The 15,272-nt window shown below is 43.9% G+C and carries 9 protein-coding genes and 2 riboswitches; of the genes, 5 read left to right on the forward strand and 4 right to left on the reverse strand.

Going from position 1 to position 15,272, the window contains the following annotated elements; genetic code table 11:
* Nucleotides 1-9: 9 nt before the first annotated feature.
* A complete protein-coding gene (locus KSP24_RS12760; protein WP_016324662.1) occupies nucleotides 10-1,428 on the reverse strand; it encodes an alanine/glycine:cation symporter family protein in 1,419 nt (472 codons plus the stop codon).
* 146 nt (nucleotides 1,429-1,574) lie between these two features.
* A riboswitch (glycine riboswitch) is annotated at nucleotides 1,575-1,670 on the reverse strand.
* Nucleotides 1,671-1,681: 11 nt separating this feature from the next.
* Nucleotides 1,682-1,766: riboswitch (glycine riboswitch) on the reverse strand.
* A 167-nt stretch (nucleotides 1,767-1,933) separates the two neighbouring features.
* On the reverse strand, nucleotides 1,934-3,391 hold the full coding sequence (locus tag KSP24_RS12765) for a glycoside hydrolase family 1 protein (protein ID WP_216975268.1): 1,458 nt from the start codon (nucleotides 3,389-3,391) through the stop codon (nucleotides 1,934-1,936).
* Between the two features lie 209 nt (nucleotides 3,392-3,600).
* Here KSP24_RS12765 and KSP24_RS12770 point away from each other — a divergent pair, with 209 nt between their 5' ends.
* From KSP24_RS12770 to KSP24_RS12785, 4 genes are all read left to right on the forward strand, one after another.
* Entirely contained in the window at nucleotides 3,601-4,572 is a 972-nt protein-coding gene (locus KSP24_RS12770; RefSeq protein WP_216975269.1) for a LacI family DNA-binding transcriptional regulator, read from the forward strand.
* A 235-nt stretch (nucleotides 4,573-4,807) separates the two neighbouring features.
* Entirely contained in the window at nucleotides 4,808-5,656 is an 849-nt protein-coding gene (gene licT / locus KSP24_RS12775) for a BglG family transcription antiterminator LicT (protein WP_016818607.1), read from the forward strand.
* Nucleotides 5,657-5,881: 225 nt separating this feature from the next.
* The gene (locus KSP24_RS12780) at nucleotides 5,882-7,738 is read left to right on the forward strand and encodes a beta-glucoside-specific PTS transporter subunit IIABC (RefSeq protein WP_216975270.1); all 1,857 of its coding nucleotides are present in this window, start codon (nucleotides 5,882-5,884) and stop codon (nucleotides 7,736-7,738) included.
* Between the two features lie 135 nt (nucleotides 7,739-7,873).
* Nucleotides 7,874-8,389, forward strand: coding sequence for a thioredoxin family protein (locus KSP24_RS12785; RefSeq protein WP_216975271.1), 516 nt, complete (start codon nucleotides 7,874-7,876; stop codon nucleotides 8,387-8,389).
* Between the two features lie 196 nt (nucleotides 8,390-8,585).
* Here KSP24_RS12785 and KSP24_RS12790 read toward each other — a convergent pair whose 3' ends face one another.
* Nucleotides 8,586-9,941 (reverse strand): sugar phosphate nucleotidyltransferase, encoded by a 1,356-nt coding sequence (locus KSP24_RS12790; protein WP_216975468.1) that lies wholly within the window; start codon nucleotides 9,939-9,941, stop codon nucleotides 8,586-8,588.
* Between the two features lie 161 nt (nucleotides 9,942-10,102).
* On the opposite strand from KSP24_RS12790, the gene KSP24_RS12795 reads away from it, so the two are divergent.
* Complete coding sequence (locus tag KSP24_RS12795; protein WP_013372723.1) at nucleotides 10,103-10,798, forward strand: response regulator transcription factor; 696 nt, start codon at nucleotides 10,103-10,105, stop codon at nucleotides 10,796-10,798.
* A 41-nt stretch (nucleotides 10,799-10,839) separates the two neighbouring features.
* Here the strand turns inward: KSP24_RS12795 and KSP24_RS12800 are convergent, their stop codons facing one another.
* Nucleotides 10,840-15,267, reverse strand: coding sequence for a hypothetical protein (locus KSP24_RS12800; RefSeq protein ID WP_216975272.1), 4,428 nt, complete (start codon nucleotides 15,265-15,267; stop codon nucleotides 10,840-10,842).
* Nucleotides 15,268-15,272: the final 5 nt, after the last annotated feature.

Here is a 15,272-nt window from a genome sequence, read left to right on the forward strand (position 1 = left end):
TTTTATTATTTATGAATTGATCGTTTGTCCTTTTTCTTCTACTTGGATAGCCGCCCCTACATTGGCACCTGCAAGAATGCCCTTTTTCTTATTAGGATACAAAGAGTTCATATAGGTGCGAGTTTCGGCAACGACAATTCCCGACAAGCCGAGCAATGCAATCAGGTTCGGAAAAGCCATCATTGCGTTAAAAATATCTGCCAGCAGCCAGATGGCATCGAGCTTGATGAACGCGCCTCCGGCAACCAGTATGATGAACAGATAACGGTATGGTTTAATCCACTTGACCCCAAGCAAATATTCAACACAGCGTTCCCCGTAGTAGTTCCAGCCAAGTATCGTTGTGAACGCAAATAAAATAAGGCTAATCGTCACGAGCTCTGCTCCAGCCGGAAAGGCACTGGAAAACGCATGCTGAGTCATCAGACCTCCATCATCATTTCCACTCCATATTCCCGTAACCAGCAATGTAAATCCTGTCAAATTACAAATAATCATCGTATCGATAAAAACGCCCGTCATGGATATTAGCCCTTGTTCTGCGGGCCATTTCGTCTTAGCTGCTGCTGCTGCGATTGGCGCACTTCCCAAACCAGCTTCATTTGCAAAGATCCCTCTGGCAACTCCGCTTCGCATTGCCAGCATAATCGTGGCTCCGGCAAATCCACCCGTCGCAGATGTTGTCGAGAAAGCCCCTTGTAATACTAGTGCGATCGCATGAGGAAGCTCTCCTGCAAACTTAATGAGTACGATTAAACAAACCACGATATAGAGCCCCGACATGAATGGAACAATCTTTGTGGATACCTTGGCGATACTTTTGAGTCCTCCAATCGTAACAACAGCCGTCAATACGGAAATAATGATTGCTGTAACTACTGTTGGCACGCCAAAGCTACTTTCCGTAGAAGAAACGATAGCCTTTACTTGCGGAAAAGTACCGATTCCAAATAGTGCTACAAGAATACCAGAAAAGGCAAACAACATCGCCAGCGGCTTGAAACGGCGGCCAAGCCCGTTTTCAATATAATACATCGGTCCACCCGAAAATTGTCCGTTCCGGTCTTTAACACGGTATTTAACGGATAATAACCCTTCCGCATATTTGGTTGCCATCCCGAAAAAAGCTGCAACCAGCATCCAGAATAATGAACCGGGCCCACCCAGTTTGATCGCTGTTGCGACACCGACGATACTTCCCGTACCTACAGTAGCTGCGAGTGCCGTACTCAATGCTCCAAAGCTACTGACATCCCCGCTGCCTTCGTCCGGCGCTTTACCAATTAGCTTGAGCGCTAAGGGCAATCGAATAATCTGAAGCATCTTCAGACGGATCGTTAGCCACAACCCAGTGCCCATGACGAGAATTAGAAGCGGCGCTCCCCACATCCAACTGTCAATTGTTTCTAATAAATGTACCAAATTCATTTCAACCCGCTCCTCCAGCATATTAAAAAACAAAAAAGAGTCAAATCCGTTGATTCGACTCCTGGAGAGGTTAAAGGCACGAAAAATAAACCAATTTGTACAGGATTTTATCTCTAAAAAGCCTAGAGTATTCCCTGTCACAGGTTATTCGCGTCTCTGTCCTTTTGCCTGAGAGTTTAAGCAGATGATAATCTGCGGTGCACCTTCGGCGCCCAATTAAGGGTCTCTCCAGAGTTCTGTCCGTTTACGGTCCCTGCTTGTTGCTGTAAATCAGCTTAAGCACCTGAGAGTTTTGCCCCTTCGGTCGGAACTTTCGTTCCATCTCCCGCAAACATCAACCAGACATATGAAATTTTTATTTATTATACAGAAAACTTTCAGCGTATTACAAGTGAAAAATTTGTGAAGCCCTCTGACAAATCAATAGGGTGTCTATACAAAAAGCGGGTACAGCAGATTGCATCCTAAGGATTTTCTCTGCTGTACCCGCCAAAACGATATAGAATTACAATTCTTCACCATTGGTTGCTATCACATTTTTATACCAGTTAAATGAGTCCTTTTTGGAGCGTTGGAGCGTTCCGTTACCGTCATCATCCAGATCAACGTAAATAAATCCGTAGCGCTTGGACATTTCGGAAGTAGACATGCTCACAAGGTCGATAGGACCCCAGCTGGTGTAACCAATCAGATCAATACCGTCAGCAATGGCTTCCTTCATTTGGGCAATATGCTGACGCAAGTAATCAATGCGATACGTGTCATGCACAGAGCCGTCCTCTTCTACCTTATCGTACGCACCCAGGCCATTTTCCACGATGAACAGCGGCTTTTGGTAACGGTCATAAAACGTATTTAGTGTAACACGCAGGCCGATCGGATCAATCTGCCATCCCCAATCGGAGGACTGCAAATACGGATTTTTCACACCGCCAATCAGGTTCCCTGCTGCCTTTTCTCCTTCTGGACCTGCCGATACGGCCAAGGTCATGTAGTAGCTAAATGAGATAAAATCAACCGTATTATTTTTCAAAATTTCAGCATCGCCGGGTTCTGTCTGGATCACAATATTATTTTCTTCAAAATAGCGGTTCATATAGTTGGGATACTCCCCACGAGCATGCACATCCGTAAAGAACAGATTCATTTGATTTTCATGCTGTGCTTTCAGAATATCCTCTGGGTTACACGTATGTGGGTAGCTTTCAATGCGAGCCAGCATACAGCCGATCTGAGCATCCGGAATGATCTCATGTCCCCGTTTGGTCGCCAGTGCACTTGCTACAAATTGATGGTGCAATGCTTGATATATCGCTTGTTGCTTGTTTTCTACACGGTCAATAACCACACCGCCGCCAGTAAACGGACTCATAGTCATGACATTGATTTCGTTAAAGGTCAGCCAGTATTTTACTTTATCCTTATAGCGTGTAAATACCGTTTCGGCATATTTTACGTAATGATCTACGACTTCGCGTCCCAACCAGCCATTATACTTCTGTGTCAGACCTAGCGGTGTTTCATAATGTGACAATGTTACCAACGGCTCAATACCATACTTGCGCAGCTCATCGAATACATTGTCGTAAAATTGCAATCCTGCTTCATTCGGCTCGGCATCATATCCATTCGGGAAAATCCGCGACCAGTGGATGGACATCCGGAATACTTTAAAGCCCATTTCTGCAAACAAAGCAATATCTTCTTTGTAGCGGTGGTAGAAGTCCACTCCTTCACGCTTTGGAAAACGGGCGTTTACCTTCCCTGCCAAGATGTCCTCCAGTCGTTCAGACGAAATTTCTATAGCATGATCGTTTTTACGTTCTGCCTTAGGTACATAGGCTATCATGTCTGCGCTGGACAGGCCTTTTCCATCTACGTCAAAAGCACCTTCCAATTGGTTGGCTGCAGTTGCCCCGCCCCATAGGAAGTTTTGCGGGAATCCTTTTAGCGTCTTCGTCATGGTATGAAAACCTCTTTTCTTATCTAATGTTTTCACTCTAGTCAATAACCCATCAGGTGCTGCAATGCGAATCAATAACTAACGGTGACCGTTATCCTTTGAAATGCACCGATAGATGCTTTAAAATAGACGTAATGCCCTCATAAGCATCCTAATTGTTGTAACGCGTTTCATGTCAAGTATTTTTTTCTTAGGTGAGGAGAAGCATCATGTCGAATCTTGATCAAATTGCAAAACTGGCGGGCTTTTCCAAAGCTACGGTATCCAGAGTGTTAAATCAGTCCCCCCATGTAAGCCACGAAACCAGAACTAAAATTTTAAAAATCATGCAGGAATTAGATTATGTTCCTAATCGGAATGCGATTTCTTTATCCAAGGGCCAAACGCTTCAGATTGGTATCATCACATCAACTATTAATGAAATTGTTCTGGCATTTCTGGACAGCTTTGTAGAAATCGCAGGACAATATGAATTTCAAACCATTATTTATACTTCGGGAGAAGACAAAAAGAAAGAGCTTCAAGCTTTCGAGGATTTAAAAAGAAAAAGAGTCGATGCGCTGGTCATCATTTCCTGCGTGAATGACACTGATTTTTTGAGTACTTATTGCAAATATGGACCGATCGTGGCATGGCAACGAATGGAGCATACCGATATTCGCTCCGTCGCAATGGATCAGTATGAAGGATATATGTTAGCGCTCAAACATTTGATACAAAAAGGTTATACACGTATAGCCAATGCTTTTGGTCGTCCGAGCAGCATCAATACTCACAGCAGACAACGTGCTTATGAGCAGATCATGAGTGAACACAATCTGCCAGTGTTGCAGCACTGGAACTATTCTTCTATTTATAACATTCGTGACGGCGAACAGGTTGTGCGCAATTTATTACAGCATCGTGAGGAATTTCCGGAGGCTATTTTGTGTGCTAACGATTATGTAGCAGTGGGCATTCTCTGCGAAGCGCGCAGACAATTGCTAAAGGTACCAGAAGATCTGGCGATTGTTGGGTTTGATAACACGGAGCTGGCGCACACGATGGGAATTACAACGGTTCAAAATCCCATAATGGCTCAGGCACAAAATGCTTTTTTCATGCTTTCTCCTCAGCTGATTGGACGCCAAGTGGAGCTTCATTCGCTGGAGTACAGCCTCATTGAGCGTACGACCACTTAAAGTTACTGTTGACTCGCAAACTAGGCAAATGGGCCTTAATATAAAATATTTTTTTGTCGAAAGAGAATAAAATATATTGAAATCGCTTTTTTTTGTGCTACAATAGCACTATATCGAAGGATTGTGACCGGTGATGCGGGCAATGCCTGAGTTCAATTGAGTGCTATTGTTAACAATAGTATTGAATTGTGCTTGGGCATTTTTTATTGGTAAAGGATGGGAGGGGGGAACTTCAATGATTATTGAGAAGGTGCTCAATAACAACGTCCTGTTGACTAAAAACGATAAAGGCAAAGAGGTTATCGTCATGGGAAGAGGTATTTCCTTCAAAAAGGTGGCTGGCGACCAAGTCGATGATCATAAAATAGATAAGATTTTCATGTTAAATGAAAACGAGTTCACGGCCAGACTAACTGAGCTGCTGAACGATATTCCCGTGTCTCATCTGGAGGTCGTGAATGAAATCGTGACCCATGCAGCAGAAGTGCTGGATACGGAGTTAAGTGATAACATTTATTTAACATTGACCGACCATATTCATTTTGCCATACAGCGGGAAGAAAAAGGATTAGCACTCAAAAACGCGATGCTGTATGAAATTAAACGCTTTTACAAAAAAGAATTTGCAGTTGGACTGGATGCTCTGCAAAAAATAGAAAATACGCTCGGTGTAAAATTGGGCGAAGACGAAGCGGGATTTATTGCATTGCATATGGTGAATGCACGGATAGACGGTAACGAGATGAAGGCTACACTGAAAATGACCGAGATTGTCCAACACATATTGAACATTATTACGTATCATTATGGGATTGTGCTGGATGAGTCTTCTTTTAGCTATTCGAGATTTTTGACCCATTTGCAATATTTTGCAATGCGAGTGATTCGCAAAGAGGTTATTCACAGTGGTGAAGAATTTTTGTACAACCAGGTAAAGCAAACATATACCGAAGCTTTCGCTTGTGCCCAAAAAATTAATGAATATCTAGAAAAAACATATGATCAATATTTAAGCAAAGATGAATATGTATATCTAACGATTCACATTCATCGGGTAACTGAGCGTAATAACATATCAGGCTAAAAATTTCATATCCTCATCGTTCATGGATTGTGACTGGTAAGGCAGGCAAAACCTAAACTGATGGTGAAATCAACGTTCCCTCATAGAAGGAGTGCGTCGTTTTCACCACGAGTTTAGGTTTTTCTTGTTTACAAGGTTATAAAGATGCACGCCGGCGCATCTTAGCAACAGCTGTAAACGGTAAATCCTATCAGTAGCAAGAATAACACTTAAGGAGTTCTGAACATGAGTGATAAAGAGCTATCCAAAAAAATAGTGACTCTCGTTGGCGGCGAAGAGAATGTCAATTCGGTATTTCATTGCGCTACACGCTTGAGATTTAAATTAAAGGATCGCACAAAAGCGGACAAAGCTGCACTGGAAGCTACGCCTGGTGTCATTACAGTGGTGGAAAGCAGCGGACAGTTCCAAGTGGTCATCGGTAACAATGTAGGCCAAGTCTTTGAGCATATGATGGCAGAAACAAATCTGCAGGATGCGGATAATCCAAATGCGAAAAAAGAAGAATCTTCCGAAAAAACGAATTTTCTCGGCAAAGCGGTCGATATCATTTCCAGCATTTTCTCTCCTCTCTTGGGTGCTCTTGCCGGAGCAGGTTTGCTCAAAGGGATTATGGCCTTAATTGCGTCGCTTCATTGGATTGATACTGCAAGCGGTACGTATCTCATTCTGAACGCCGCTTCGGACAGCGTATTTTATTTCTTGCCTATATTTCTAGCTATTACATCGTCCCGTAAATTTAAGACCAATGCCTTTGTATCAGTCGCAGTTGCTGGAGCACTCGTGTACCCGGATGTTATTGCAGCGGTGGACAATCCGGCAAAACTGGCTTTTCTCGGGATTCCAATCATTCTGATAAAATACAGTTCCAGTGTAATCCCAATTATTCTCGCGGTATGGGTACAATCCTATGTGGAACGCTGGTTTAATTCCTTTGTTCATCAATCAGTTAAAAACATTATCGTACCTATGCTATCACTGCTGGTCGTTGTTCCATTGACGTTTTTGGCCTTTGGTCCAGTCGGTAACCTGATTAGTCAAGGCTTGGCGAACGGTTTTACATGGGTATACAATTTAAGCCCATTGATCGCCGGGGCTGTTGCTGGGGCATTCTGGCAAGTATTTGTTATTTTCGGCGTACACTGGGGCTTCGTTCCTATTATGCTGTCCAATATTCAAACATTGGGTTATGACACGATGCTTCCAATGCTTACAGCAGCCGTACTTTCTCAAGCTGGTGCAACACTGGGGGTATTCCTGAAATCACAAAATACTCAAATGAAGGCTTTGGCTGGTTCCTCTACACTGGCAGCTGTATTCGGGATTACTGAACCTACGATTTATGGTGTAACTTTGAAATTGAAAAAGCCGTTCATTTATGCTTGTATTTCTGGTGGTATTGGGGGCGCGATTATCGCTTCCGGTGGAGCGACTGCAAAATCCTTCTCCCTGCCTAGTTTACTGGCGCTTCCAACATATTTTGGAGCTGGATTCTTGTGGGTTGTCCTCGGCTTACTTGTTGCCTTTGTACTCGCAGTTGTATTGGTTATGATTTTGGGCTTTGATGATCCAAAAGAAGAAGCTGCAAAAACAGAAACAGCACCCGTAAAAAAAGAAGTAACAATCGAAAAGGAAATCCTCGTAAGTCCGTTGCAAGGTAAAGTGCTGCCATTGGAACAATCTTCTGATGTTGCTTTTGCTTCAGGCGCTATGGGGAAAGGAATCTTGATCGATCCTACAGAGGGTGTGCTGACATCTCCGGTTAACGGAACGATTACGACCGTATTCCCGACCGGACATGCCATCGGTATTACTTCCAATGATGGAGCAGAAATTCTGATTCACGTTGGTGTTAATACGGTGAAGCTGAAAGGACAATTCTTTGACAAGCGCGTCAAAGAGGGTGATGTGGTGAAGCAAGGGCAATTGTTGCTTGAATTTGATATCGAACAAATTAAGGCGGCAGGCTATACAACGACTACGCCGATCATCGTAACCAATTCCGCTCAATACCTGGATGTACTGAACACAATAGAAACGGAAGTGAAGCGTGAGGATTACTTATTGACTGTTGTAGTCTAACATTTAACTTTCAGACAAAAAAGAAGCTCTCCTAATGGAAAGCTTCTTTTTTATACATCATGAGACAAGTGTTACAGCGAAAAATGGAAATATCATATATTGTAAGTTTGAGATTGTAAAAAAAGGAGGATTTCTGTGAAGAAAGGATATATCGCCGGGTTAAGTGTCATTGTGTTGCTTATCATTGGTATCGCTATTTCAGCTGTAGTTAAATTTCAAGACCTAGAGCAGGTAGTTCAGCAGAAAGATAAAGAGATCCAAGCGAGCAAAAGCAATTACCCCGAAATATATGACCACTTGAATGCGGTTACAATTGATGGTTTTAAACAATTAATTCAGCAGGATCAAAGTGTATTTGTTTATGTTGGCAGACCCAGTTGTGGCGACTGCAACCGATTTGAGCCTAACTTTAACAAGATGATCGAACAGTATGATCTGGGCTCCAAAATTACGTTTTTGAACGTTCACAAAATTCATAAGGACAAAGCCCAATGGAATAAATTCAAAGCAGATTACAACATAAAATACACCCCCACGATTGCAGAATTCAGAAACGGCAAGCTGGTGGATAAAATAGAATGGACGCCGAAAAGAGACCTCAGTACAGATGCCGTAAAAGAGTGGCTAACCTCCAAAAAACTCATTTTATAAGCCTCTTTCCTATCCAATTCATTAAGAACAATACGAGTTGTTCATGCAAAAAAGGTATTCAAGCGAACAACGCATGAATACCTTTTTATTGAGCATTTCCAGCCATCAAGCTTGATTAAAAAATAGTTCCTAGCGCTCTTCACTGGCTTCAGATGAACCTCGTTCTTACCCGTTCGTTCCTATATTACAGGCACCTTTATACAGTACGAGCATCAATCCAATCGGGAAATTCATATCGGATAATATCCGTTTCGGATACGATATGTCCGATTTGTGACTCAATGAATTCCAAATCTCCCTCTACGGCTCCTATAAAATGCTTGGTACCAGGTTCTACAACGATGACCATACCGGGGCTGACGGTCTGTGTCATCCCATTGATACAGACGCTTCCGGTTCCTGAAACGATGGTCCAAACCTCTTTTCGAAACTGATGCTCATGATAGCTGATAAATCTCCCCTTCGAAATGACAACCCGTTTGGTGACCGTTTGTAACCCGCTTGCTGCTTGTTGATGGGATAAGACCGTTTGCTTACCCCAAAAGCGCTCCTCAAAACGCGGTCCAATTTCAATTTCTGCCACCATATCCTTAATCCCCGTTGATGATTGTCGATCCGTAACCAACACGCCATCCGGTCCAGCAACGACAATAATGTCTGGGACATTCCAGATGCTGACCGGAATCTCCAGTTCATTGATGATATGCGAGTCATGTGATGCTTCTGAAATATATCCGGGACCGCTCAGCTTTGAACTCACTTCCCGCACCAACGAATCCCATGTTCCTAAATCTCTCCATTCTCCATGATATGGGAGCACGGAGAGCTTACGAGTGTGTTCTACTACCGCAATATCAAAGCTGGTTTTAGGCAAGTCTGCGTAATTTGTCGAAAGTGTTTCATAATCGGCTGGTAAACCCATTTGCGTCAGCACATCCAATAAAAAGCCGATTCTAAAAGCAAACACTCCGCAATTCCATAACGCTCCTTCACGGATCAATACTTCGGAGCGAATCAGATCAGGCTTTTCTACAAATGAACTCACTCTATAGTATTCCTGGTCAGACAAAGGAGATGAAGGCACAATATATCCATATTTGTCCGAGGGCTCAGTTGGAACAGCCCCCATCAATGCGATATGGCTTCCTGATTGCTCTAATATCGAAGGAAGCCTGCGCAGATGCTCGAAAAATTCATCCCCCGCATAGCCATCCACCGGCATGACCCCTACGATTTCGTTGCGTGATGCGCCTGCAACATCATGCAAGTAAGCCGTAGCCAGGGAAATAGCCGGAAAGGTATCCCGCTGAGTCGGCTCCTCAATCACCACAGCGTCTCCGCCAATTTGCCCCTGAATCAGTTCGATCTGAGTTCCACTCGTAGAAAAATAAGCTTGATCTGCCAAATCAGCTTCATCTAACTGTCTCCATATCCGTTGCAGCATACTTTCCGGTCGCTCGTCATGACGTAGGATGGAAAGAAACTGCTTGGGGCGGTTCACATTGGATAAGGGCCATAGTCGTTTACCCGAACCTCCGGATAATAAAATCATTCGCAAAGATGCAACCTTCTTCCTTTAAATTCATATTTTCCTTACATTATAGGACTGTTTGCTTTTCGTGCTTTTGCCGAATACATAAGTATGTAACATCGTAGAACATACATAGTTATGCAATGTTAATTGTATCTTTGTCCGTACAGGAGATGTCTGTCATGCCTACAAAAATACTCATCATTGAAGGTCAAAAAAGTTTGGCTGATATGATTGCTCTTCATCTTCAAGAGGAAGGCTATCATACCGAACTAATCTATGATTGTAAACTCGCAATTCCTACATTAATGCACTTTAAGCCGGACATTATTGTGACCGCGCTAATGTTTTCCGGTAAAGTCGAATGTGAGCTGATCAGCCACATCCGCCAATTTACTACGGTTCCTGTGCTCGTCATCTCTAATAACACCCTGCTGAACACAAGAATAAAGGCTCTAGACGACGGAGCGGATGACTTTTTATGCAAGCCCTTCAGTCTGAGAGAGTTAAACGCCCGCATCAAAGCCTTGCTGCGCCGCAGTGGCAGCAACATGCTCACTGAGACACCAACGATAACCCAAAAGCTTAAAAAGGTAAGAGTCTGGGTGAATGATTACCGTCATAGCCTGTTGGTCGATGACCAGGAAATCGAAGTTACTCACATCGAATTTTCTATTATAAAAGAGATGTCCTGCAATCCAGGGAAAGTTTTTACCCGTAGCGAATTGATGGATCGGGTCAAAGGCGGCGATGGCGCTTATCTGGATCGTACCATCGACGTACATATCTCCAGCCTCCGCAAAAAAATTGAACGTGACCCTAAAAATCCTCAGCATATCCGTACCGTTTGGGGCAGAGGCTACAAATACGAGATGTAGCCGTATAGTAACGGTCTGGTTCCCTCTGGGCAGCTTGCTTCTTATGGAAGCTTCCGCTTTGTCCATCGCCGATAAGGAAGAAAACAAGCTGCTCCACCCAATATCCCTATGACAAACAATACCCAGCCAAAACGGTAGGCTGAAGCCAGAATAATGACAACCTTACCGTTTCCGCTGCCATTCGTTATGAATCCGGTCGTTACTCCATTCACAGACAGACGTGCTCGCTGATTTTCGCTACCCAGCCTGAACTCCCATAATGGATTGGGTGATTCTGTCTCCCGGATCAGCACCTGCTGATGTATTGGATTATATAGTGTAAAGCTGCGTTCCATGGAATTTTCACGAGTAGCCTGAATGCTTTCCGAAGCGTGTGGTGCCATAAAAAAGGTTTCCATATCCGTTCCCTCAAACAGCGTAAATTGATCCACTGTAATCATCGCTTGATAAGGGATGATGGAATATTGCCTCATTTGAAATAAGCCTGATTGCTTCTTGTGCGCATGCGCCAATATCTGAAACTGCATCAAGGCGGTTCCTGCTGGAGCCTTCACTATTTGATCATAATGATTCCATTGCTCCTTATCTCTCTCCTCTACCTCATCAATATAGGAGGTTTGAAGAATCTGGGACGCTTTATTTAAGAAAATGACCTTCATGTGCCGACTTCCAATTTGTTCTGATCGCGCATCCAACTGCACCACGTACTCTTGCAGCGGCTCTGCCTTCATTTTTTTGGACGCATAAATATTCCAGTCACAGGAATAGCTGGGTGCGTAACGGATAGACAGTTCTTTATCCTGGATGGACAGATTCGTCTGTCCAGGCCGAATATCTGCTACACATCCAACATCCGTGCTCAATGATTCCTTCGTGTCCTGCCCAGGCATTACCGTCACTTCCTGCCCGTCCATTCGATGAATATCTGTAAAATGGCTCAATGACGGCACCTGACTGTCCAGGGCAAGGGTTAAGCGATATTTTCCCTTGGTTAAGAATAAATTTTTGAACTCTACTCGGCCATAGTCGTTCAGCAGACCGGGAATTTGTATAATTTTCTTGGCAAAACCATCCTGATTGGGCACCGTTTCAATAACCTGCTTTTCGGATAATGAGGTAGCGGGTAACCGCTTATATGACTCACCCGTACGAATTGTTCTGGTCAGCACCTCTCCAGTCTCTTCATTCTTCCATTTCATTGTTAATGATCCTTCGTATCCGGCAGGTAGATTAGCCGAAATTGCTGTGGCATAGGTTCCCGTTTTGGCGACTTCCACCTCTCTGCTTAACGTCCCTTTTTGGTAACTGATTCCCCGTCCCATACTAAGTCTTGGTAACGCACGTTCCGTCTGCACATTCCCTTGGGCATTAAAATCGCTCTCTGCCTCCAAGGTGAAAAAGAGCTTGCCCCGCTTTAATGCCTGCTCCACCGGAAAGGATAACCGATCTAGTTGATCCACAGGAACAATCGCAAATTGATTGACCGCATTAAAGCCTTGCAGGTTATTAACCGTGACTGGGTTATCTCCTTTTGCAAAAACATGTTCTCCCAGATCGACCCATTGGAATTGGTTTAATCCCTCATCATGGGTCTTGATGTTAGTCACTCCATCCGGCAGTGTGACTTGCAATTTCCCGCCTGCCTTATTCATGAACACTCTAGCATATACATGCGAGGTTTGAGGCTGGTCCATCTTTTTATGCATCGTAAACGTGTTAGGCTTACTGTATTGCCCCAAATCACGCAGCTGAATATCGTGAATCCACCAGTAATTTTTTTGCTGCGGACGCTGGAGGGTTAACAAATCCATTCGCATCCAATAGCTACCAGGTGGTGAAACGTATTCCCCGTAAAATTTTACACTGTCAAAATTATAGCCCTCTGAAGGTGCCACAACATAGCTGACCCCCAGCTCACGCATTTGCTTATCATAAAACCTCATTTTTACATGCATTTTGTTCGTCCCACGGCCAGAAACGGTGATGTGGAACTGATATGGATTATTTTCCTTGGCTTCTAGCAATCCAGATCTGGCGACCTGCCATATATTACTCGGATCTCCCTTCATAATCTCGCCATGCAGAGTCGGCACATCGTTTGATTCCTCTCGGGGGTTAGCCTGCACACTGAACAACTGCGGATTATCAGGCTTGAAAAAGGTTTCCGTTCTCAGCATAGAGTCAAAATCCAGCACCGTATTCCCTTCAATGCTGCTCATCTGATACGGTGCTACATCCAGCTTCTTACTGGCAAAGGTGACTGCAATCCCTGCATCCATCTCCATATCAAACGGGAAGTTCCGTATATTTTGGGAGGATAAATACCACAACCAATCGTTGGTTGATGCAAAAGTTTTGGACCATTTCAAAAAAGCATTGCCATCCTCAATCGCATCAAAAGGCCGCAAGTAATTCTCTGCCGGGAGCTGTGACAACAGCAAGTCATTGAAGGAGACTGCCTCCACATAATCCCCTTTGTTGACCGTCTGAATGGTGTTTAGCTCAGGCTTCAACGCGCTGAACAGCACTCCAAAACGGCTGAAATCAAAACCAGGCAAATGACTATAGCTCTCCAGCCGGCTAAATCCGTAAGGTGTCACAATTTTACTTGCAAGGATATTCATATAGGGCGGTGCCTGATCAAGATTGAATATGGAAAATAAGTCGTTCTTATACGTACGTTTCAACCCGGTCTGACCTTCCAGCTGAGACAGGTGGAAATCCTGCCGCTTCTCCTGTCCCTCATATTCGTCATGGTAGACCAACTGGTTGACCCCAAAAGTAGAGAATAGCCAGCCTAATCGCGAGCTTAATCCGTTGTCCATAACATACTGCAGAAAATTCATATAGTATGTAATACCGGGATCATTGCCTTCATGATGAAAGATCGTATTTTTAGGAGAAGAGTATACCTGAAAATCTCCAGTCGCCTTCTCGGTTGCCGTCTTTCCTTTATTCCATTTGGGCGTCGCTACTCCGTTATAGCTTTGAATCATATTATCAGCAATTGGAAAATACAGTGCCTTGCTGTCAAAACGATCTGAGTCAGTCAGCTTTTCAGCCATTTGACTATAATCCTCCGGCACTTGTACCGGCTTGTAATACCCCTCAATGAACTGCGTACGCAAGGGAGCCAAATACACGCCCAGGCACAAAACGACGATAACAACCGCCAGCTTTTTATACCCACGCTGTAGCGGTGATGATCCAAACCATTCCATACATTGAATGACGCCAAAGGTCAGCAACACTCCGAAATTAAGGGAGAGCAGTCCAATAAATTTGTTAGGATCACGGAAAACCGAACCAATCACAGGGGTTTTCGTAACCAGAATGACAAACCACTTGGCAATGGACGGAAATGTCGTTCCAGTCGCTGCAACCATAAATAACAGCGTAAGGAGCGAGAAGATCAGAATGATCGGATTTTTATGTGAACGTGTCACCATCGCGTACCCGATCAATAGCAACAAGAATCCCCCACCTACATAAAACATCGCAGGCAGCGAGGAAAACGAGAACATGGGCCACCAATAGCTCAGTAAATAACCCACATTATATAAACTGCTGTTACGGCTGAATAGAGACAACGTATCCACGACGTTGATATTATGCTGAGACGCTTGAGCGTCCATCAACATGCTGCCTACATACAGGGACAACCAATAAAAACTGAGCAGACCGAAAAACACGCCAAAAATCATACCTTTACGCAAAAAATTACCGTATAAGGGCTGTAAATAGGCGCGCCCTGCCTTACGATGGGTCCAGGTCAGTTTGAGCAGGAGCAACATGGTGAACAATCCCAAATAAATCATCCCAAAGAAAAAATAATGAATGGCCGCAGCACTCACGGTGAATACTGCAGCCAGCAGGAACAGGTCAATCCAGTTCCGCTGATACAATTTATGGGGATGATAGTTTTTAATTTGTTGAATTTGAAACTTGGGGTCCACCGCACTGAAAAAAAATCGCAGCATTAACGGAAACAAACTATAGCCACAAAGCAAATAAATATGCTGGATGCGAAAAATAACCCACGGATTCAGTGCATAAAACAACGAACCCACCACAATGGCAAAAATACGGGTTTTCGTAAAGCTTGGTGAATAATACACGCTGACCAGTCGCTTGGCAAAGGCATACATCGAAAAAGCCGAAACAAATAACAAGCCTGTGATAAACGACTTGAGCAAGACCGGACCGCTTTCGTCAAATAATAATGAAAGTCCATAGAAAGGCAAGATGTACAGAATGCGTGGAGCGTTAAACAGGGTCGAGGTAGACCATCGTTCGTTCCATACCCCGGTTATTTCCTCCAGATACCGATGAGAGGTGGCTCCAAAGGCAATGTCACTGAACACGATTTGTCCAGGTCCATAGATGGGGGCAAGATACGCAACGATCGAAACCAGCATCCATATGATTGCCGCCATATCGTAGCGATAGCGAAATATCCACTTTTTCATGCTTG

The sequence above is a fragment of the Paenibacillus sp. AK121 genome, from assembly GCF_019042715.1.
Lineage (GTDB): Bacteria > Bacillota > Bacilli > Paenibacillales > Paenibacillaceae > Paenibacillus > Paenibacillus polymyxa_C.

What these genes read in the sequence shown, in the direction of transcription:
- KSP24_RS12760 (WP_016324662.1), bottom strand. Translation starts at nt 1,428, where the DNA reads ATGAATTTGGTACATTTATTAGAAACAATTGACAGTTGGATGTGGGGA.
- KSP24_RS12795 (WP_013372723.1), top strand. Translation starts at nt 10,103, where the DNA reads ATGCCTACAAAAATACTCATCATTGAAGGTCAAAAAAGTTTGGCTGAT.
- KSP24_RS12780 (WP_216975270.1), top strand. Translation starts at nt 5,882, where the DNA reads ATGAGTGATAAAGAGCTATCCAAAAAAATAGTGACTCTCGTTGGCGGC.
- KSP24_RS12770 (WP_216975269.1), top strand. Translation starts at nt 3,601, where the DNA reads ATGTCGAATCTTGATCAAATTGCAAAACTGGCGGGCTTTTCCAAAGCT.
- KSP24_RS12790 (WP_216975468.1), bottom strand. Translation starts at nt 9,941, where the DNA reads ATGATTTTATTATCCGGAGGTTCGGGTAAACGACTATGGCCCTTATCC.
- KSP24_RS12765 (WP_216975268.1), bottom strand. Translation starts at nt 3,391, where the DNA reads ATGACGAAGACGCTAAAAGGATTCCCGCAAAACTTCCTATGGGGCGGG.
- KSP24_RS12800 (WP_216975272.1), bottom strand. Translation starts at nt 15,267, where the DNA reads ATGAAAAAGTGGATATTTCGCTATCGCTACGATATGGCGGCAATCATA.
- licT (WP_016818607.1), top strand. Translation starts at nt 4,808, where the DNA reads ATGATTATTGAGAAGGTGCTCAATAACAACGTCCTGTTGACTAAAAAC.